This is a genomic window from Streptomyces sp. NPDC006458 (assembly GCF_040612135.1).
In the GTDB taxonomy this organism is placed as follows: Bacteria; Actinomycetota; Actinomycetes; order Streptomycetales; family Streptomycetaceae; genus Streptomyces.
The window spans coordinates 154,307-173,655 of the sequence record NZ_JBEXPR010000016.1; the positions used below are offsets into that span (position 1 = coordinate 154,307).

Genomic DNA, 19,349 nt, shown 5'->3' on the forward strand with positions numbered 1-19,349 from the left:
GGGTGTTCCTCCAGGTTGGTCAGGCGGGGCGGATCACGGCGCCGGTGGCGTCATACCCAGAAGGGGCCGCCGCGCTGCGACAGGACGGTGGGGGTGAGCGTGCTCTCGAGGACGGCTTGCCGCCACAGGGTGCGGTTCTTGTAGGAGGCCTGGTCGATGTCTTGGGGGTTGTGCTGCCACTCGGCCAGGTGCTGAGCGACAGCGGCGAGGACAGCGGCGTCACCAGCCGCGGCCTCCTGCGGCCTCGCCGCGTGCAGCGCGGTCACAGCGGCATGGGCCGGGTGGTAACTCAGCCCCATCACGGGCTCCGGCGCGTCGATCCCCTGCCGGAGCGCGGTGATCGCCTCCTGGAGGTGCGCGTCGTCTTGCGGTGCGGGAACCGTCAGCAGCGCTTCGAGGAGCACCGCGGCCTCGGTGGTGTTCAGCAGTGTGGTGGTGCTGCCGCTGAAGGTGTGGTGGAAGACCCGCAGAAGCACGTCGGTGAGGCGGGGCTTGGCCCGTCGGTCGAACAGGCAGTGGGCGCACAGCCAGGCCATCGGAACGTACGGCCGGCGCGGATGGGGCATCCGGCCGATGAGTTCGCCGGCCATCACCGGCGCGGCGCACAGGTTGCAGGAGGAGTCCGTGACGGCGTTCTTCGTGCGCATCGGCGCGGCCAGGCCGTCGGGCTCGGGCGGCTCCGGGTGCGTGTATGCGCGGTACGAGTCGGGGTTCTCGATCCAGGCCCGGGCCTGGATGATGGCGTCCCGCAGTTGCTCGTCCGTTGCCTCGGCGCGGCTGGGCGCGCCCATCCATTCGTTCAGCTGTTTCTGGACGAAGGGGATCGGTTCGCGCAGCGCGCCCGCCAGGGGCCCCACGTAGGTGGCGAGGAGCTTGCGCAGCTCGGCCCCGTGCAGCTTGTCGAGATCCTCGGAGGAGGGAGCGGGGAGTCCGGTCGGCATGGACGACGGGTCTTCCAGCCACCGCTCGACGTTGGTGAGCGCGACGCCGAGCTGGGCCAGCGAGATCCCTGACCGCGTCTTCGCCCCGATCGAGTCGTTGACGATGCCGTTGACCCGGCGTCCGTGGATGCCCGTCGCGGCGGCGAGCTGCTCCACCTTCCAGTTGAGCCGCTGCCTCGCCTGGTTCTCGGTGAGCAGGACGACCGGCTCGCACGTCCGGCATGGAACACCGGCTGCGGGGGCTGGCCGTTCGCCGCACTGTCCGCAGACGAACCCCGGGCATGCCGAGCACAGCGTTTCGAGGCCCTCGCTGTCCCCAGCGGCAGGCGGGCACAGCTCATGGCGCAGCTGATCGGCGAGCGACCGGCACTCGCCCGCGCAGTTCGCGGCGGCGGCCGCGGCGCCGGGCTGATGGACCAGGGCCTCGCGCACGGTGGGCCACAGCGCGGTCGCGTGGGGGTCGGTGAAGTCGTCGGCATGCCATTGCTCGAGCTGTGCGGCCCGGTAGGCGGCCAGCAGGCGTTTGTCGCTGCCGCCTGCGACCTTGTGGTGCTCGCGGTCATCGAGGCAGCCGCAGGGCAGCCGCTCGGCGTATCCGCAGAACTCGGCACCGAAGGCCCCGCACTGCGGGCACATCGTCCACTGGTAGGGCTCGTCGTCGTAGACGCTCATCCCGTTCGCCTCGTGGAACCGCCATGGCCCGTTCCACGGGTCGGGGCGGCCCCACGTGTCGACGCCTGCCGTGTCGTCCGGGAAGAACGGACCCTCGGCCAACAGGGCTTTGCCCTGCCACTCCTCCGGAACCTTCACCGGCAGGCAGCTGTCGGCCTCCTCGTCCCGGTCCCCGAACCACTCGTCGCAGCCGGAGGCCGCCATCGCGAACCGGGCCCACCACACCGGGGCCTCGACCTCCGCCATGAACCAGATCCGCTGCTCCGGCAGCCAGAACGCCGGCGTGCGCGGCGAGCCCTCGCTGTCGTAGAAGGTCGCCGGCTCGTACGCCCACGGCACCCGCAGATGGTCGAAGAACACCGACCAGCGGGCGTGGAGCTCCGTACGGAACCCCACCCTGATCACCTCGTACGCCACGTGCCGCTCCCTGCCGATGCCTCTGGGCTGTTGCAGGGCCTTACCTTCCACCCGGCAGGACGAGCACCGATGCGCGCCGTCACCGGTTCGGCCCATCGGTGTCCCTCTGCCGAGGTACGGCACTCGGCTGTCGGTGCCACGCCGTAGCGTGCGCCCATGAGGTACACGTTCACGCCGCCGGTTCCGGCGGAACAGATCCGGCAGCTGCCCACCCGGGACGTTGCGCTCCTCCTCCTGCAGCACCTCGCCGGCGGAACCGGCTTCCTGCAGTACGGCGGAACGATGGGCTCGGCCCGCCAGACGTTCCAGGACGAGCCGGACACCGAGGTTCTCGTCGACCGCCTCTCCGATGCCTGGGCCTGGCTGGAGGCACATGCGCTGCTGTCCCGGGTGCCCAGCCAGTCGGAAGCCTTCCGCCAGCTGTCCCGCGACGGCAGGAACCTGGCGGAGGATCCCGAGGGCATCACGCGGTTCGAGGCCCGCCAGCGGCTGTCCGGCCCGCTCCACCCGGCGCTGGAAGACACGGTGCGCACCAACTTCGACCTGGGCGACTACGAGACCGCGTGTTTCGCCGCGATGAAGGCGGTCGAAGTCGCCGTCCGGAACGCGTCCGGCCTCGACAACTCCCTGGTCGGCGTGCCGCTGATGCGCAAGGCGTTCCAGCCGCACCAGAACGGCAAGGCCGGCGGCCCGCTCGCCGACGCCGGAGCCGAAGGAGGCGAGCAGGAGGCCGCTTCCGCGCTGTTCGCCGGTGCCATGGGCGCGTACAAGAATCCCGCCAGCCACCGCACCGTCGACTTCGACGACCCCATCGAGGCAGCCGAGATCATTCAGTTCGCCGACCTGTTGCTGCGGCAGGTCGAACGCGCCAAGCGCCGCCAGACTGCCACGACCACGTAGCAGAAGCGCGGGTCCGGGGTTAACCGGGACCGGGCGCGTGCCGGAGCGAGCGGATCGCGCCGACGCTGCGGCATATTCGCGCTCCTGTGTCAGTCCCCGCTGCCACACTGCAACCATCCCCATTGCGGGGGTGGTTGACCTGATCGCCGACGAGAGGACCGATGCGTGGCGGCCGACTGGGATGCACTGGACTGGACATGCCCCACGTGCGTGGCTTCGCGCATGACGACGTGCACCACGAAGGACGGCCGCCCCCGGCCCACGCACTTCGCCCGCCGCTTCACCTCGATCCTGTTGCAGTTCGCCGTACGCCGCGGCCGCGGCCAGCCGCCCGCCGAACGCGCCCAGATCGTACGGTCCCTCACCACGGTCCAGGAGTCGGACACGTCTGCCCGCGAGGGCTACCTGTGGCACCAGACCACGGACGAGCTGTACCTGTGGGACCAGGTGGTGGCCGCGGCCGGCCGGCATGCGGCGGTCGCCGTCGAGGGCCACCTCGACGGCGACGAGATTCGCGACGCAGCTGAGCAAGCCGCACACCGCATCGCCCAGGCACGAGAACTCCTGCGTGAATGGCACGGCGAGCGCGCAGATTATCCGCTCGACGAAGAGTTCCTGGCGGGTGTGCTGCGCCCCGCGCCGAGCCTGCTCGCCCGTGCCCGGCGCCGCGGCGACCTTCAGCGACTTGAAGCCGACCTCGCACGCCGGCCCGTGCACCTTGACCGGCCGGGCGGCACCTGGGCAGCGACATGGCACAGTGACGGCAACCTGACCGCGTACCGCGACGACGGTCTTTGTGTGCGCGGCTGGAGCGCCACCCCCGACGCCACCGAGCAAGTTCTCCAGTCGTTCGAGGCCACCAGCCGCCACCGCCCACAGATCACCCTGACCTTGCATGGCGAACGGCCAGAAGCCCCCGCCGCGGGCAGTGACCCACCCGGCATCAGTCGGATGGATGTCCTGCGCGCCTTCGATGCCGACCGCGCCGCGCTCGACGCCACCGTCGCCGCCATCACCCAACTCCAGCGGGCCTGGCCCGAGCACGAGATCAGCGATCGGGTGCGCGCGGCCACCACCCAGCTCCAGACCAGTGCGCCGCAGTCGCCGCATTTCAACCTCTACAACCGCCAGCGGGAGCACGACTGGGCAGCCGGCGAGAGCGCCGCCTGGGTGCGTACCGACGCCATCGTGCAGGCCATCGACAAGGTCTGGGGCGACTTCGACCGGTCCGAGGCGTCTCGCGGCCCCAGCTGGATACCCCGCGCCACCCGCGAACTGCTCACCACCAAGCCCGAGCAACTCGCCGCGTTCCTCCGCCACCACCTTGCCGAGGAACCTCCAATCTCCCTCAGCGTCATCAACGGGCCGGCCGGACCGCTCTACAACGTCTCCATGGGCGGCGCCCACCGCACACACCTTTTCCGGATCTTGGGCCTGCCCTGGATGATCGCGAAGCTCTATGCCCGCATCCCACCCCGCCGCTTCGACGTCGCTTCCGTCATCGACACCGCCAAGGGCATGACCGAGGTCGAGCGCGTCGGGCGCGGCTGGCACACCCTGCTCGAGCGCGGCCTCCTCCACGGCCGCATCCGCTACGAAGGCGACTTCGCCGTGCTCGACCTCGACCACGCCCCTGCGCCGTGGCTGCTCGGCGACGCCGCCCTCGCCAGCGCCTACAACACGGCCTACGAGCGCGTGTACCCCGGCGCGCTGACCGAACTGGGCATCCCCGCCACCGCCTTGACCGGCCGCAAAGCCTGGGAGAAGTGGCTGTACGGCTGACGAGCACCAACGACGCGGCATGGGCCGTCGGCGTACGCCCGTGGTCGGGTAGCCGGGGCACGGCAACGTGCCCTGGCTACCCGACGGTCGACGGTTGCCGGAAACGCCCCAGGCGACGTCGGTGGCTACCGGTAGCGTGATCGCCGTGATGGTGGGCACCGACGAAACGCGGCTGGTCGTACTACGTGGCAACAGCGCCTCAGGGAAGAGCTCCGTCGCGGAGGGCCTCCGCGGAAGGTTCGGCCGTGGCCTGGCCCTCGTCGGTCAGGACAACCTCCGCCGGATCGTGCTCCGCGAGCGGGACCGGCCAGGTGCGGCGAACATCGGCCTGATCGATCTGACGGCCCGCTACGCCCTGGACGCCGGATACCACGTCGTGGTGGAAGGCATCCTGTACGCCGACCGCTACGGCGACATGCTCGCCAAGCTGCGTGCTGACCACCGCGGCCCGACCCACAGCTACTACCTGCATGTGCCGCTCGGCGAGACCCTCGCCCGCCACGCCACCAAGCCGATCGCCAACGACGTAAACGAGGCGCAGCTGCGCGACTGGTACCGGGAACTGGATCTGTTGCCCGGCGCAGTCGAGACCGTCATCGACGCCAACAGCAAGCTCGACGAGACGGTCGAGCGCATCATGCTCGACACCGGCCTGGTCGGCCTTCCCCCGCTCGAACTCTGACCTGTCCGACGTCCCGCGAGCCCTCGGCCATGGCTGGGGGCAGCGTGGTGCACGGGGTGGGGAGCCGAAGGGCTCCCGACGTTCCGGACGGGCGCTGCACCGGGCGAGCAGCTGAACCGTTTGGTGCACGGACCTCGACGGCAGGCAGCCGGCGCATGCGGTGAAGGGTGTGATCAGGGGGCAACGACGCCTGATACAACTCCCGGCCCGAGTGGGTCTGCCAAAGGACCCAACCTGCCACCGCGCCCTGTCTGTTGAGGCATCATGGACACGCATCGCGCCTTGAGGTTCTGGAAGGCACCGCGGAATCCTCGTGCTCAGCTCTATGGAGGAGACCGCAGGCTCCTGCCCGGCTGACTGTCGGGCAGGGGCAACAACCGAGCAGGAGCGGTCGCGCCCGCCGCCTCACCCGAACCGTGCGTGGCTCCAACGGGATGACGAAAGGCGACCGCTGACCCGAAACGAGGCTCCGCGCCGACTCCGCGGCGTGACCGGTCAGAAACCAGGGCACACGGAGCCGTCGGCTTCCAGACCGAACCGCCGGATCAGCTCTGCACTCGCTGGATCCCCGGCCCGCGCTCGCAACAGGGCCAGCTCCGGCAGCGCCCAGTGGTACCCGCAGTTGGCGGCCTGGAGGGCCGACCGCTCGGCTCCGTCCCGGTCCCCGGCCTCGATCTGCTCGTCCAGCAGGTCGCGCAGTACGCCGGGTTCTCCGGCGCGGACCGCCTCCCACGCCAACCGGTGAGCGCCTTCCCTGTCTCCGGCCTCTGCACGTGCCCGCGACAGCGTCTGAAGCGCGGAAGGGTGTCCGCTGGCGGCGGCCTCCCGGGCCAGCCTCTCCGCGCCTTCGCGGTCGCTCGCCTCCCGCAGCAGTGCCAGATCGAGCAGGGCGTCTGTGTCCCCGGCAGCAACGGCGTCGCGGGCCAGCAGTTCAGCGAGTTCGTGTTCCCCCGTCTCCTCACGCAGCGACGCGAGTTCCTGGAGAAGGCCAGTGGAACCGTAGGATCCGGACTCCCGGGCCAGCCGCTCCGCCTCTGCCTGATCGCCGGCTTCTTCTCGTTCCATCGCCACGTCGTAGAGCGCGGAGATGCTCCCTTCCTCGGCGGCTTCCAGAAGCAGCACCCTGGCCCCTTCATGATCGCCGAGGTCGCGACGCAGCTCCATCAGCGCGTAGAGGGCCTCGGAACGCCCCACCGCGGACTCCCGCAACAATGCCTCCGCCGACACTAGATCCCCGGCCGCCCCCCGCATATCTGCGAGCTTCTGCAACGCCCATCCGTCGCCGGCGTCACCTGCTGCACGCAGCAGGATCTCGGCTCCCGGGGAGTCGCCGAGCGCCCGCCGCAGATCCGCGAGTTTCACCAAGATCCACGTGTGACCGTCGACACCAAATCGTCGGGCCAGTGACTCGGCTTCGTCCCGCTCGCCTCTTCGTTCCAGGTACTCCACGAGATCGTGGAGGAGGCCGAGATCGCCTGTGGCAGCGGCCTGCCGCAGCGTGGCCTCGGCGCCTTCTGAGTTCCCGGCCTCCTCCTCAAGCCGAACGAGCGCCCGCCACGCCCAGGGATGACCAGCAGCGGCGGCCTCCTGGTACAGCTCGTACGGCGATTCCGCCTGTTGGCTGTCCCCGGCCAGCTCCAACAAGTTGGCCAGCCGCCCGGCAGCGGCGCTCTCCCCGGCCCCGGCGGCCCGCCGGTAGAGGGCGGCGGCGATGCGTCGCCGGCCGTGTTCCTCCGCGGCGGAGGCGAGGCCCGTCAACTCAGCGGTGGGCACGTGGTGTTCGACGGCGCTCCAGAAGATCTGGGGAGGGAACCGGTACTGGCGGGTGGTTCGGGCGTAGTGGTCAAGATAGTCGGCGAGCCGGTACACGCCGGAGAGTGAGCCCATGCCGCTGGGGTGGGCCACCGCTTCCAGTGCCGCCGTCACCTCCATCACTCTCGTCCGGGCGTAGCGAAGGGCGCCGGCGAACCAGGTGTCGGGATCTGCGGCGGCTCGCTGTTGGTCGGTCAGATATCCCGGTACCGCCGCTTCCAGAAATGCCTCCGTCAGGGGGGAGGTCAGCCCGAAGCGGCGAGCGTCCATCGCGGCAGTGATGATGGCTTTGCCATAGGGGCCGTCCGGCGCGACGGCGCTTTCGTAGTGGTCCACCAGCTGCGGAGCGGCGGCGAGGGTCTGGGTGATTGCGCCGGTCGGGCTGGTCCGGGCGGCTGTCTCCAGGGACGGATGGCGGCTCGTTCGCAACGCCCGCAGCTCCAACTCGGTGAAGGACGGGGGGACATCGACCGGTGCCACGGGGTCCAGGAGTGCGCGGGCGTGTTCATGCAGGCCAAGTGCGTCCACGCCGCCTTGGGGCGCGGCAGTCAGGGTCCGGTGATCGGCGGGCCACATGGTCGCGATGATGACGGTGGGTCCTGGGCCTTCGAGGCGGCGTTGCAGCGCCGCCGCTGCGGCCTCACCCTCGGTGTTCCGGAGGAAGCGGTGCGCGTCGTTCAGCCACAGGACGGTTTCCGGCGCGACGGCGTCCGCTGCGAGGAGGGTCAGCAGGCTGTCGACCCCCTTGGGGTAGACGAGGTCCCAGTCCGCCAGGCACGCCCGGACTGCTTCGTACGCGGTGCGCGTCTTCCCTGTGCAGGACTCGCCCCGCACGACGATCAAGGTCGGGTGGGTGCTGGTCTTCGCCGCTTCGAGCCGTGCCCGAAGGTGCCGGTCGTGCTCACGCTCGACGTAGTCCGGCAGTACGAACTCGTACTGCGGGACCACGATGGAGTCACCGCGAATCGCGGGGTGAATGCCGAGTTGCTCCGGTTTCCATGCGGGGAACGGCCGTGGTCTGTCGGCGAGTTCACCCAGTCGCGTCCGCGAGGCGGAGGCATCAAGGGCAGTGCGGGCGTGAGCGCCTCGTACGCCCGCCCCGCTTGTCTGGTTTCGCAGTCGCATGACGGCGGTGTGGCGCTTGCGCCATTCGTCAGCATCGAGCAGCCGGAGATCCGCGGGCGGAACCTCGACCCCCGCCCCTTCCAGCCGGTCCGCCAGGAACTCGACCAGTTGGACCAGCTTCTCCTCCTGCGGAGTGACGACCTTGCCTTTGAGCCATTGGCCGACGGTCGTTGGGACGGCGTTGATGACGCGGCCGAGCTGGCGCTGGGAGACCTTCTTGGCCACATGGGTCCGGTAGAGATTGCCGAGCCTTCGCAGGTCCGCCCGGAACTCCTCTTCCTGGCTGCTGACCTGCTTGCCCGTCACGTGCGCCCCCGCCCGATGTCCACCTGTCCAGAGCGCCCTTCCTGGACACCCAGGCAGCTTAGGCCGTGACCAGCCCCTTCGGCGGGGAATCGTCCAGGACCGCAGGGACGGCTGAAGGACACCCCGATGGACAGAGAGCGTCGAGCACATCAACCCCGGCAGCGGGCCGGGGCCTCCTCAGGAAGGTCACGACATGTCGATCACCGACATCCTCAGGCAGCTCGGCGGCGACACGGTCCAGGCGCTCGGCCCGGTCGGCGCGGCCATGTTCGCCCTGTTCCTGCTCCTGTACATCGGCGTGGTCCTGCCGACGGTATGGTCGCGCCATGCCTACCGCCGAACCGCTGCCCGCCGCACCATGATGATCCTGCTCGACTACCTGGACCGGCTGACGCTCGTCCTGAGGTTCTGGCAGCGCCGGTGACTTGGGCCCGGAGGTGTACCTCGGTGCGCCTCCCCTGGGCTGGCCCCCGGAGGCCTTCCGCCTGGTGCTCATCCCGAACCCGATGGGCAGGTCGCCCTGGAACTCGCCCGGCTGTACCCGGCGGGTCTGGACGACACCGACCGGGCCGCGTACGAGACGCGTTACGGAGCGCTCCGCTTCTGGTGCCGCGTGCAGCATTGTCGGACCCCGGTGACAGGATGGCGTCAGAAGCGTCGCGTCCGCGCAGCGGCCGCGACAACCCGAACGTCACGGAGTACCGCATGAACCGCAGTGAGCTGGTCACAGCCCTCGCCGAGCGCGCCGAGGTGACCCGCAAGGACGCCGACGCCGTTCTGGCCGCCTTCGCTGAGATCGTCGGCGACGTCGTCGCCAAGGGCGATGAGAAGGTCACCATCCCCGGCTTCCTGACCTTCGAGCGCACCCATCGTGCCGCCCGTACGGCCCGCAATCCCCAGACGGGCGAGCCGCTGGAGATCGCAGCCGGATACAGCGTGAAGGTCTCGGCAGGTTCCAAGCTCAAGGAAGCCGCGAAGGGCAAGTAACCCCGCCCTCACTCGTGCCGTGACCACTCCAGGACCGCGACCTGGCTTCACCAAGTCGCACTCCGTCAGGCGAGCACTGCGTCAAGCCCGGATAGTTGCGGCGCCGACGGGGTAGAACGGACGCCGGGTGCCCTCCGTTTGCAGGGGGCTCCGACTCCAGACCAGCCGGGATTCCTCGGCAAGATCGAAGGACACGCAGTATGGCCAGCGGCACCGTGAAGTGGTTCAACTCGGAGAAGGGCTTCGGCTTCATCGCCCAGGACGGCGGTGGCCCGGACGTCTTCGCCCATTACTCCAACATCGCCGGCAGCGGCTACCGCGAGCTGACGGAGGGCGACGCGGTCACCTTCGATGTGACCCAGGGACAGAAGGGCCCCCAGGCCGAAAACATCGTCCGGGGCTGACGGCCGTACGCGCGCCGCCCCGCCCATGAAGATCACTGTGTAGAGTGGCCTCACCGACGCGGGGTGGAGCAGCTCGGTAGCTCGCTGGGCTCATAACCCAGAGGTCGCAGGTTCAAATCCTGTCCCCGCTACTGACTGACGGGCCCGGCATGCAGCCGGGCCCGGCTGCAGCGGGGCCATGCGTCACCCCGGCGAACGATGCTGGCCGGGGCGATGCGATGCCAGGGCGGCGGCGGGCGCCAGGGCGCCAACGATCTCCTCGCCACCTCCGGCGCAGCTGACCGGGCCCCTCTTCACAGGCTGGCGTCACTCCGGCCTCGGCGGAGGCCACAGGAGCCGGGCCCGGCCGTACCGGGCCCTGGCCGCGTCCGCGCTCAGACCGTGCGGGCGCCCGATCTGCTCCCAGGTGGCGCTCACCTCCCGATCCGCGATCACCGCGCACCGCACCAGCTCGCTGGTCAGGTGGCGGAAGTCCGCGGCCGCGGTGCTGTGCAGCCCCGCGTCGGCCCGCTCGTTGCCGACCGCGTCGGCCACCAGCAGCTCCAGGGCCTCGCATCGGGCCCGGATCTCGCGCGAGATCTGCAGCAGAGCGATCCGTGCCCGGAGGGCAGCTGCCGCCCGCCGCCGCTCCCGGTACGCCTCCTGCCGGCAGGAACGCGGACGAGGGCAGTACCGGCGACGCCGACCACCGGGCAGCTCGGCGCCACACCACGCGCATCTGTCGTCCATATCCGAAGGATCCCCCCGGAATCCGATGACAGCACCGCCACCGTCTGGGAGCACCGGCGCCACCTGCCGCACACGCCCGCACAGCCACAATCGCATGGCGCTGACTTGCAAAGACTCCCTTGGAGAGCTGGACGCAGCCGCGGCGCCGACATCACTTCACCCGGCACCGGCAAGGCGTTTTCGTATGCTCCCCCGCACCGCGGGCACGGCCCTCGCCCGCGGTGCGCCTGGAGCCGGCCGGCCCCAGCGCCCGGACATGCAGGGCTGGAGGACTTGATGCGCGGCACGACGGTCGCCGGCCGGTACCGGCTGAAGGAGCCGATCGGCAGCGGAGGCATGGGCACCGTGTGGCGCGCCGAGGACCTCCACGAGAACCACGGCGTCGCCCTCAAGATCATCCCGGTGGGGGAGGGGGACCCGGTTCGGGAAGCGGCCTTCCGCCGCGAGGCACAGGTCGCCGCGCGCCTGTCCCACCCGAACGTCGTCGCCGTCCGGGACCACGGCGCCGCCGACCTCGACGGCCGCCGGATCCTCTTCCTGGCCATGGGCCTCGTCGACGGACGGCCGCTGAACACGCTCACCGGCCGCCCGCTCCCCGTCAATCAGGCCCTGACCTGGGCGATCCAGATCAGCCAGGCCCTGGAGGCCGCCCACGACCGCGGCATCGTCCACCGCGATCTCAAGCCGTCCAACATCCTCCTCGACCAGGCCGCCGGCAACGCCGCGAAACTGTGCGACTTCGGCATCGCGCGCCTGGCCGAGGCCACCCACCACACCCTGACCGTGACCGGCGTCGCCATCGGCACCCCCGCCTACATGTCGCCCGAGCAGGCCCGTGGCGACACCACCCTGAGCGCACCCAGCGACCTCTACTCGCTCGGCTGCCTCCTCCACGAGCTGCTCACCGGCCACGTCCCCTTCACCGGCACGGGCTGGCAGGTCCTCAGCCAGCACGTCCACGACGCGCCGGCCCCGCTGTCCGCCCTGCGCCCCGGTGTTCCCCGCGAGCTCGAGCAGCTGGTCCTGGAGCTCCTCGACAAGGACCCCGACCGCCGGCCGACCGCGGCCGACACCCGCACGCGGCTTATCCGGCTGCACACCGCGCTGGCCGCCTTCGCCGACGCACCCACCGCGACAGCGCCCCGGCACCCGCCCACGCTGGTCGCCACCACGACCTCCGCCGGCCCCGCCGGCCGCCAGCGTGAGCCAGGCGCCCGGGGCACCACCGTGTGCGCGGCCGGCCTGACCGCGGCCGCCATTACGGGCGCCCTCTCGCTCACCACCACCGTGCCGACTCCCTGGACGACCGGCCTCGGCACGCTCGCCGGGCTGCTGCTCGCCGTCCTCTACCTGCTCGACCCGCCCCAGCCACCGCATCCAGGGCAGCTGAGGATCACCACGGCCGCCCTCATGACCCTCCTGCTCCTCACCGGCGGCGCGGCGCTCGCCGTCCTCGTCACCGACTTCTCCCGGTGGGCGGCCGCCCTGGTCATCAGCGTCCTCGGCGGGCCCGCCATGGTCGCCTGCGCCAGCGGTGTGCGCCGCCTGGTCGAGCACACGCTCCACCGCACGGCCTGGCACGGCGACCTCGCCTCGACCGCCGGCGCCCTGCAGACCGCCACCCTTCTGCTCGTCGCTCACCACGCCGGCCTTCCGTCCCTCACCCTCATCGCCGCCGGCGCCGTGCTGTGGCCGGCCACAGCACTTCTCACCGCGTTCCTCACACCTCGCCGAACCCGCCACGAACCTCTTGCGCCGGCCCGGACCGGAATCACCGAGCTCCGGCGTGTCACCCGGCCCCGGTCCGCCGTTAGTCCCACGTGAACGACGCCACCACCGTCTCCGGCGAGATCATTCCCGGCTCCGTGATCGACCAGTTCCTTGCCACCGTCGACTGCTCCGACGGTGAACGCGCCCTCGCGAACAGCACTCTCGCCGAGGAAGCGGCCTACAAGTACGGCCTGGCCTACGGGCTGTCCGGCGGCCGCGACCTCCACCACGATGCTCACAGCGCCGGCATCGACAACCTTCTCGGTCACGCGGTGCCCGCAGCCGTCGCCTTCGCACTGCACCACCTCGGTGCACTGCTGCCCGACTTGACGAGCGAGCAGTGGGAGCGCCTCGATGCCGTCGCCACCACTCTGCACCTGAAGATCTGCGAGGACCTGACAGGAGCGAACGGCACCGGCGACGAACCCTGCGCCCCTGCCGATGCCGTACCCGAGGCCGTGAACTGAGCCGGCCGGCCCCCGGCACCACTCCCCCGGCGGCAATTACGACACCCGGCGTCGATGTCAGTGGCCGCCTCTATGCTGCGCCGCACAGCGAGGCAAAACCCCGCTCACCCTTGGAACGCGGGGAGTTGAACTCATGGCGCGCACCGGCAGACCGCGGAAGGACCCTCGCGAGCCGGAAGAGATCATGCGGGCGGCGGGCCTGGAGCCGCTGGAGCCCTACCCCGGCAGCTCTGCCCCGTGGCGGTGCCGCCATACGGCGTGCGGGCGGGAGGTCACCCCCCGCCTGAGCAACGTCACCACGGGACAGCGCGGCTGCGTGTACTGCTCCGGGCGAGCCCGGATCGACCCCGAGGCCGCAGCCGCAGTGATGCGGGCGGCCGGCCTGGAGCCCCTGGAGCTCTATCCCGGCAGCGACCGGAAGTGGCGGTGCCGCCACCTCGGGTGCGGACGCGAGGTCACACCCACCTACGTCCGGATCAACTCCGGTACCGGGCCCTGCCGGTGGTGCGCACCGAACGCGCCGGTCGACCCGGACGTCGCCGCGGCCGACATGCGGGCCGCGGGCCTGGAACCCCTCGGCCCGTACCCGGGAGTGGACACACCCTGGCCCGTCCGCTGCCGGACGTGCGGAGAACCCGGGACCCCCACACTGGGCTCCATCCGGCAGGGGCAGGGCGGCTGCTACCCCTGTGGCCGGCGCAAGGCCAACGAGTCGATGCGCCACGACGCCGAGACCGCGGCCGCGGTGATGCGGGCGGCGGGCCTGGAGCCGCTGGAGCCGTACCCCGGGACCGCGTTCCCCTGGAAGAGCCGCTGCACCAAGTGCGGAGCCATCGTCTCCCCGCGCCTTGGTTCCCTGACCGGCCAGAGCCGGCGTCCAGGCTGCAAGCCATGCGCCGACCGGGCAACCGGTGCGGCACAGCGCCACGACGAGGACCTGGCCGTCGCCGAGATGCGCGAGCACGGATTCGAACCCCAAGAACCGTACCGCGGGGTCAAGTACACCTGGCGGTGCCTGTGCCACGGCTGCGGCACCATCACCTCACCGACCTTCGGCTCCATCCTCGCCGGCCAGAGCGGATGCCGACGCTGCGCCGATCTCCGCTCCGCCGCCGCACGACGGGAAGACCCCGACCGCGCCGCCGCCTCCATGCGCGAGGCCGGTCTCGAGCCCCTAGAGCCCTACACCACGACCATGACGCCCTGGCGCTGCCGCTGCACCACCTGCGGCCGCACCTCGACCCCCACCCTGGCCAAGATCCGCAGCGGCCGCAGATGCAAGTACTGCGCCCGCTTCGGCTTCGATCGCGCGGCGCCCGCCCGCGTCTACGTCGTAACCCATGCACAGCACGGCGCCGTCAAGATCGGCGTCGCCGGCGCTCTCCAGCGCAACGACCGCATCGCCCAGCACCGCCGCCTCGGATGGGCCCTGTTCTACGAACACCACGTGCCCACCGGCGACGACGCCCTGTCCGTCGAGCAGACGATCCTGCGGCGCCTGCGCGCCGCCGGGCACGGCATCTTCCTCACCGCCGTCCAGATGCCCAACGGCTGGACCGAAACGTTCGACGCAGCCCGCGTCACCGCCGCCCAGCTTCGGGACGCGATCCGAGAACACCAGACCACGCCGACCCCTCCTCAACCGCTGACCCTGTTCTAGCCGCGCAGCTCGGCCCGGTGAGCGAGCCGACCTCGGGGGCGGCGATGGGGTGGGCTATGCCGGGCCCCGTAAGGGGCGGGCCGCCGCGGCGGCCTGCTTGGCGGACTCCAGCGCCTTGGTGAACGTCGAGGCGACGACGGCGGCCTCGTCGGTCAGCCTGTCGATCTCGGCGACCGCCAGGTCGTCCGCCGCGGTGCGGGCAAGCAGGTCGAGGAGCTCGTCGCTGCTCGCGGCCAGCCGCTCGATCTCCCGTACCTCGGCGTAGCGGGCGTCGGCCTCGGCGACCTGTCCGGCGTAAGCCTCCAGTGCCGCCACCCGCCGCTCGATGCCGTGCAGGCTCGTCGCGAGCACACGTCGGCGAGAGGTGAGCAGCTCGGCCACCGTGGCGTTGTCCGTCTCCCGCGGTGCCCGTTGATCCTTGTGTGTCACTCGGCTGTAGTTCCGCAGGTCTTGGGCGATCGCCCACTCCTGACGGGGGAAGGCCGCCTCGTTTCGCTGGGCGTCGAGCCACTTCTCGCGGTGCACCTTCGAGTCGAGCACGGCCGTCATCGCCCGCTGGGCCCGGGCCAGGAGTTCCTGGGCGTCAGCGGTCAGGTCCTTCGGATGCACGAGGTGCTGCTGGGCGGAGGCGAGCCGGCGCAGCTGCCCGTTGTAGAGCGCCCGGTCGGCGACCAGACCGGCGCAGAGCACGGCCACGACGCCGGCGGCCAGAGGCCACAGGGCCAGCAGCGTGTGCACCAGGTCGACGGCCTTCTGCAGCTTCTGGTCCAGCGCGCCGACGAGGGTGGAGGCGTCCGCGGCGGAGTCCGCGATCTCGAGGCCACCGGTCCACCACCACCCCACGGCGGCAACCGTGACCCCCGCTCCGCCGCGCGCCAGAAGCGGGACGGCCGCCCACAGCGGGTAGGCCGGGCGGTCCACGTAGCGGCGAGGGTCCTCCATGGCCTGCCGCAAGGCTCTCCGGGTAGCGTCCGAGAGCTCCGCATCCGGGTCGAGGACCGGGTGCACCGCGCTGTCCGAGGGCTTCTTGGACTCCGTCACCGCTTCCTCCCCCTGTACGAACACAGCCCGCTCGGCCATGCTCTGCCTGTCCCGGCAGCGACCCCGCGGCCGCGGGCCGACACATCGGTCCGCGCCACGGTACGTGAACGCCTTCCGACGCCAGCGGCTGAACCTTGGCGTACTTCACACCGGACCGGTCCCACCGCCCGCGGTGGGGGCCTGGCAGCGAAATGCCCGGGCGCGACCGGCAACGCCCGTGAACAGACGCCCCCCCAGCAGACCCAACCGGAGAAAAGCGGTGGGCCCGGTCCCGAGTCGTGCCGATACTGGCGACGAAGGAAGTGAGGCTCCCGTGCGACAGGGCGAACCGAGTGTTCTCGACGCCCTCATGGAAGCGGCGCAGGACGCCGCTTCCTACGAGGCCATCGCCGTCGTGCTCGCGGCCGTCGACCTCGACACGAACGAGACCGCCGCACAGCAGCGCGATGCGTTGCTCGCCGCGCTGCGACTTCGGCTCTCCGGGACCGGCAAGGCTCAGGACTTCGCTGCGCCGCTCCCCGGCCATCCGCTCAGGGGGTGGCTGGCGAGCCTGTCCGAGGCCACCGACGACCAGTTGGAGATCTGGAGCGCATACGCCGAGGCCGTCAGCCACCCCTTCGTCCGGGGCCGCCTCCATCACCTTCTTCTGCTCGCGGGACACGGCCGCAAGCCCGATCACATCCGGGGCGCAGTTACCGGGTACCTGGACGCGGCACCGCTGCTGCTCGCCACCCCCCGACGCTTCGCTGGCCTGGCGGGCGCGACCGAGTGCCTGCGCTGGGCCGGAGACCTCGCCCGGACCTTCAACCAGATCGACCTGTGCAAGCGCGTCACCGACGAAACGGCTGCCCTGGCCGAACGCGTCCTAGCCGCGCCCGAGGACGACTCGGGGATCGTGGCTGGCCTTCTGGACGGACTGCGCGTGCAGAACTACGACATCACGGACCTCGCGGAACGCGCCGCACATCGCTACGCCCGCGATGTGCTCACCCATGTCGACTTCCTCAAGCTGCTGCGGGAGGAGGCGCCCGAGGACCACTGGCCCGGCATCGACACCGCGATCGTCAACGCCCTCCTCGACGCCGCCGACGCCGACACCGGGTTCCGTCGCCACAACCTGCTGACCCGGGCCGCGACCGTAGCCCGCGACCGAGGTCTGTCCGAATTGAGAGTGCGTGCCGAGATGGCCCTGCAACAGACCGATCCGGACTCCCTGGGCTGGAGCCGACTTGGTCGCCCACTCATCCTTCCGCCGGGACTGATCGCCGGGGCGCGAGCACACATCGACGCCGCCGCCGACCTGACAGACGCGCTGTGGCGAACGACGCTGGATGTCCACCCGGCGATGCGCGAGGATAGCGACGACGCGCACTCACTGGACGGTCTGCTCCGGATCCCGCGCACGCGCATCAACACCGCCGGCCCCATCCAGGTAGCCCCGCCCGTCGAAGCCGACGACGACCACGTCGTCGGACTGCAGGTCCTCGCGATGGACGTTGTTGGGCTGCTCGCCGCCGAGCAGCTCGACCGCATCCACGAGCGATTCGAACCGGACGAGGCCGAGCTGATCGGCGCCCTGGTCCACGAAGCCGTCCTGCCGCCGGCGCGCGCCCGGATCCTGGCCGATGCCTTCGGGTACTTCTGGCTGGGGGAACTCGACGCGGCGGTGTGCATCGCGCTGCCCCAGGTCGAGCAGATCCTCAGACAGCTCCTGCGCCCCCGAGTACCGATCGTGTCTGTGGCCAAGGGCCAGTCCCCCGGGACCGTCGACCAGATGGGCGGGCTCATCCGCAGCATGCCGGCCGCCGGCTATCCCCGGGACTGGAGCCGCGCCCTGGAGCTGCTCCTCGTCGACCCCGATCGCGGCATGAACTTGCGCAACGACGTCTGCCACGGCTTGGTCGACACCCCGCCAAAGCACCGCATCGCGCTCATCTTCCAGGCCGCGCTGTACCTGCTCAGCCACGCCCACGGACATCGAACCACTGCGCCACCCACCCCCTGAATGTCCGTCCAATCAGTACGCGACTCGATCCGCTGCAACCAGACAGCCCGATGGGCTCCTTGACCCGTTTGAGCGTACGCGCGCGCCTCCTCAGGGAAGACACGCCGGTATGACCACCATCTTCGTGTCAGTCGTGGGCGTGCTGGGCACGGTCCTGGGAGCCGCCCTCACCGCCTTCGTTGCAGCCCGTACGGAACAGCGCAGAGAAAGATCACAGAACCGGGCGCAGCTGAATGAACTGTGGGTCGAGCATCAGCGATGGCGCCGTGAACGCCGACAAGCTGCCTACCTTGCCTTCCTCGAAGCGCTGGGGACTGCTGACCGAGATAACCAAACCTTCTTCCGAGAGCTGCAGGCCAGACGCTCTCAGGTCCCGCTCGACGAGACACGGATCGCCGCGATCAGGACGAAGTTCAAGGACGCCGAGAGCGCGGGGCTCGTGGTGACCCTGGAAGGTCCCGAGGCTGTAGCAGAGGCAGCCCAGAACCTCGTCGATCAGCTGTCCTCTCTGGTCCAAGACGTTCGGGAGTACGCGGAAACAGCCGCAGCAGACAGCCCCGGCAACGGGGACAACGCCGTGCACGAGGCGGGAATGGGATTCATAGCGGAGCGAAACGCATTTCTCGGCTTGGCCAGGGACGTGCTTGACGAGGTAGCCGAACGCTTCCAGATGCCCCCCGACCTGGTTCGTTGAGAAGACGGCTTGACTGAGCGAGACAGGACACCAACAAGAGCAGCGGGACGTCATTGCCTTCGTCCTGTGACACCGAATCCTGACCTCACTGAGGACTGGTCGATGGCCCGCGCGTGCAGGATGGAGCCATGGAGAACGAAGTGCCCTTATCCGGTGGACGCATCACTTCAGGTGTGGTCAAGGTCGGCGATACCGTCCGCCGGCCAGTCACCGCGTCGTCCGCGTTCATCGCCGAATTGCTCGGTGACCTTCGACGGCAGGGCTTCACTGGCGCTCCGCGTCACCTCGGGTTCGACGAGGCCGACCGCGAGATCCTCAGCTACCTTCCCGGCTGGGTGCCCGCTCGCTTCCAGCGCTGGACAGACCCTCAGGTGGCTGCCGCCGGCTCCCTGCTCCGCGCCTTTCACGACGCCACCCGCGCGAGCCGCCTGGCCGGTCGGCACCCCGTCATCTGCCACCACGACCCGGGGCCGAACAACACGGTCTTCGCAGACGACGTCCCGGTCGCCTTCATCGACTTCGACACCGCCGCCCCCGGTGATCCGCTGGAAGACCTCGGCTATATGGCATGGACCTGGTGCATTTCCTCCAAGCCTGACGCTCCACCCGCCGCCAGTCAGGCCGCACAGGTACGCATCCTCGCTGGCGCGTACGGGCTCGACGACGCCTCCCGCTCACGTCTCATCGATGCCGCGCTCGACCGCCAGGTGCGCAATGCCCGGTGGTGGCGCCACCACCTCATGCGCCCGTCTCCGCACGTCGCTGCCGACCACGAGATCGCCGAGCGCATCCGGTGGTCCGAACGGGAGCACGCCTACACCTTGGCCAACCGCACGACCTTCGACGCAGCCCTGCACTGACATCCGACACGAGTCCGATCCGCCTGCGCGATCAAGGCTCGCACACACTCCCGCGTCCGCCAGCTCGGTGACACTGGGGAGCCTTCTGTCCTGTG

The 19,349-nt window shown here is 70.4% G+C and carries 16 protein-coding genes and 1 tRNA gene; 13 read left to right on the forward strand and 4 right to left on the reverse strand.

What is annotated here, in order from left to right; all coding sequences use genetic code 11:
• Window positions 1–50 precede the first annotated feature (50 nt).
• On the reverse strand, window positions 51–2,030 hold the full coding sequence (locus ABZZ79_RS22660) for a hypothetical protein (protein WP_356691372.1): 1,980 nt from the start codon (window positions 2,028–2,030) through the stop codon (window positions 51–53).
• Window positions 2,031–2,186: 156 nt separating this feature from the next.
• Between ABZZ79_RS22660 and ABZZ79_RS22665 the strand changes: the two genes are divergently transcribed.
• The 3 genes from ABZZ79_RS22665 (at window position 2,187) to ABZZ79_RS22675 (ending at window position 5,394) form a co-directional block, all read left to right on the forward strand.
• Window positions 2,187–2,930: a TIGR02391 family protein gene (locus ABZZ79_RS22665; RefSeq protein ID WP_356691374.1), complete on the forward strand. Its 744-nt coding sequence runs from the start codon at window positions 2,187–2,189 to the stop codon at window positions 2,928–2,930.
• 222 nt (window positions 2,931–3,152) lie between these two features.
• Window positions 3,153–4,712: a hypothetical protein gene (locus ABZZ79_RS22670; RefSeq protein WP_319656781.1), complete on the forward strand. Its 1,560-nt coding sequence runs from the start codon at window positions 3,153–3,155 to the stop codon at window positions 4,710–4,712.
• Between the two features lie 148 nt (window positions 4,713–4,860).
• On the forward strand, window positions 4,861–5,394 hold the full coding sequence (locus ABZZ79_RS22675) for an AAA family ATPase (protein ID WP_319656801.1): 534 nt from the start codon (window positions 4,861–4,863) through the stop codon (window positions 5,392–5,394).
• A gap of 495 nt (window positions 5,395–5,889) precedes the next feature.
• Here ABZZ79_RS22675 and ABZZ79_RS22680 read toward each other — a convergent pair whose 3' ends face one another.
• Window positions 5,890–8,637, reverse strand: a complete 2,748-nt coding sequence (locus ABZZ79_RS22680) for a sel1 repeat family protein (RefSeq protein ID WP_319656782.1) — start codon at window positions 8,635–8,637, stop codon at window positions 5,890–5,892.
• 193 nt (window positions 8,638–8,830) lie between these two features.
• Here ABZZ79_RS22680 and ABZZ79_RS22685 point away from each other — a divergent pair, with 193 nt between their 5' ends.
• The 4 genes from ABZZ79_RS22685 (at window position 8,831) to ABZZ79_RS22700 (ending at window position 10,159) form a co-directional block, all read left to right on the forward strand.
• Window positions 8,831–9,061, forward strand: coding sequence for a hypothetical protein (locus tag ABZZ79_RS22685; protein WP_319656783.1), 231 nt, complete (start codon window positions 8,831–8,833; stop codon window positions 9,059–9,061).
• 281 nt (window positions 9,062–9,342) lie between these two features.
• Window positions 9,343–9,624: an HU family DNA-binding protein gene (locus tag ABZZ79_RS22690; protein ID WP_319656784.1), complete on the forward strand. Its 282-nt coding sequence runs from the start codon at window positions 9,343–9,345 to the stop codon at window positions 9,622–9,624.
• Between the two features lie 200 nt (window positions 9,625–9,824).
• Window positions 9,825–10,028 carry a cold-shock protein gene (locus ABZZ79_RS22695; protein WP_319656785.1) on the forward strand — a complete coding sequence of 68 codons (204 nt, stop codon included), beginning with the start codon at window positions 9,825–9,827 and terminating at the stop codon, window positions 10,026–10,028.
• Window positions 10,029–10,085: 57 nt separating this feature from the next.
• Window positions 10,086–10,159, forward strand: a tRNA-Met gene (locus ABZZ79_RS22700).
• A 175-nt stretch (window positions 10,160–10,334) separates the two neighbouring features.
• Here the strand turns inward: ABZZ79_RS22700 and ABZZ79_RS22705 are convergent.
• Window positions 10,335–10,757: a hypothetical protein gene (locus ABZZ79_RS22705; protein WP_319656786.1), complete on the reverse strand. Its 423-nt coding sequence runs from the start codon at window positions 10,755–10,757 to the stop codon at window positions 10,335–10,337.
• Between the two features lie 276 nt (window positions 10,758–11,033).
• Between ABZZ79_RS22705 and ABZZ79_RS22710 the strand changes: the two genes are divergently transcribed.
• The 3 genes from ABZZ79_RS22710 to ABZZ79_RS22720 all read left to right on the forward strand — a co-directional run bounded on the left by ABZZ79_RS22710 (window position 11,034) and on the right by ABZZ79_RS22720 (window position 14,654).
• Window positions 11,034–12,581: a serine/threonine-protein kinase gene (locus tag ABZZ79_RS22710; protein ID WP_356691378.1), complete on the forward strand. Its 1,548-nt coding sequence runs from the start codon at window positions 11,034–11,036 to the stop codon at window positions 12,579–12,581.
• Entirely contained in the window at window positions 12,578–12,994 is a 417-nt protein-coding gene (locus tag ABZZ79_RS22715) for a hypothetical protein (RefSeq protein ID WP_319656788.1), read from the forward strand. The genes ABZZ79_RS22710 and ABZZ79_RS22715 overlap by 4 nt, the downstream gene beginning before the upstream one ends.
• Window positions 12,995–13,127: 133 nt before the next feature.
• Window positions 13,128–14,654 (forward strand): hypothetical protein, encoded by a 1,527-nt coding sequence (locus ABZZ79_RS22720; RefSeq protein WP_319656789.1) that lies wholly within the window; start codon window positions 13,128–13,130, stop codon window positions 14,652–14,654.
• A 54-nt stretch (window positions 14,655–14,708) separates the two neighbouring features.
• Here ABZZ79_RS22720 and ABZZ79_RS22725 read toward each other — a convergent pair whose 3' ends face one another.
• Complete coding sequence (locus ABZZ79_RS22725; RefSeq protein ID WP_319656790.1) at window positions 14,709–15,734, reverse strand: hypothetical protein; 1,026 nt, start codon at window positions 15,732–15,734, stop codon at window positions 14,709–14,711.
• A 274-nt stretch (window positions 15,735–16,008) separates the two neighbouring features.
• Here ABZZ79_RS22725 and ABZZ79_RS22730 point away from each other — a divergent pair, with 274 nt between their 5' ends.
• From ABZZ79_RS22730 to ABZZ79_RS22740, 3 genes are all read left to right on the forward strand, one after another.
• The gene (locus tag ABZZ79_RS22730; RefSeq protein ID WP_319656791.1) at window positions 16,009–17,700 is read left to right on the forward strand and encodes a DUF4209 domain-containing protein; all 1,692 of its coding nucleotides are present in this window, start codon (window positions 16,009–16,011) and stop codon (window positions 17,698–17,700) included.
• A 109-nt stretch (window positions 17,701–17,809) separates the two neighbouring features.
• Window positions 17,810–18,394 (forward strand): hypothetical protein, encoded by a 585-nt coding sequence (locus ABZZ79_RS22735; RefSeq protein ID WP_319656792.1) that lies wholly within the window; start codon window positions 17,810–17,812, stop codon window positions 18,392–18,394.
• Window positions 18,395–18,522: 128 nt separating this feature from the next.
• Complete coding sequence (locus ABZZ79_RS22740) at window positions 18,523–19,254, forward strand: phosphotransferase (protein ID WP_319656793.1); 732 nt, start codon at window positions 18,523–18,525, stop codon at window positions 19,252–19,254.
• Window positions 19,255–19,349 lie beyond the last annotated feature (95 nt).

Coding starts and splice junctions, on each gene's coding strand:
- ABZZ79_RS22665 (WP_356691374.1), top strand. CDS start 2,187: ATGAGGTACACGTTCACGCCGCCGGTTCCGGCGGAACAGATCCGGCAG.
- ABZZ79_RS22670 (WP_319656781.1), top strand. CDS start 3,153: ATGACGACGTGCACCACGAAGGACGGCCGCCCCCGGCCCACGCACTTC.
- ABZZ79_RS22675 (WP_319656801.1), top strand. CDS start 4,861: ATGGTGGGCACCGACGAAACGCGGCTGGTCGTACTACGTGGCAACAGC.
- ABZZ79_RS22685 (WP_319656783.1), top strand. CDS start 8,831: ATGTCGATCACCGACATCCTCAGGCAGCTCGGCGGCGACACGGTCCAG.
- ABZZ79_RS22690 (WP_319656784.1), top strand. CDS start 9,343: ATGAACCGCAGTGAGCTGGTCACAGCCCTCGCCGAGCGCGCCGAGGTG.
- ABZZ79_RS22695 (WP_319656785.1), top strand. CDS start 9,825: ATGGCCAGCGGCACCGTGAAGTGGTTCAACTCGGAGAAGGGCTTCGGC.
- ABZZ79_RS22705 (WP_319656786.1), bottom strand. CDS start 10,757: ATGGACGACAGATGCGCGTGGTGTGGCGCCGAGCTGCCCGGTGGTCGG.
- ABZZ79_RS22710 (WP_356691378.1), top strand. CDS start 11,034: ATGCGCGGCACGACGGTCGCCGGCCGGTACCGGCTGAAGGAGCCGATC.
- ABZZ79_RS22720 (WP_319656789.1), top strand. CDS start 13,128: ATGGCGCGCACCGGCAGACCGCGGAAGGACCCTCGCGAGCCGGAAGAG.
- ABZZ79_RS22725 (WP_319656790.1), bottom strand. CDS start 15,734: ATGGCCGAGCGGGCTGTGTTCGTACAGGGGGAGGAAGCGGTGACGGAG.
- ABZZ79_RS22735 (WP_319656792.1), top strand. CDS start 17,810: ATGACCACCATCTTCGTGTCAGTCGTGGGCGTGCTGGGCACGGTCCTG.
- ABZZ79_RS22740 (WP_319656793.1), top strand. CDS start 18,523: ATGGAGAACGAAGTGCCCTTATCCGGTGGACGCATCACTTCAGGTGTG.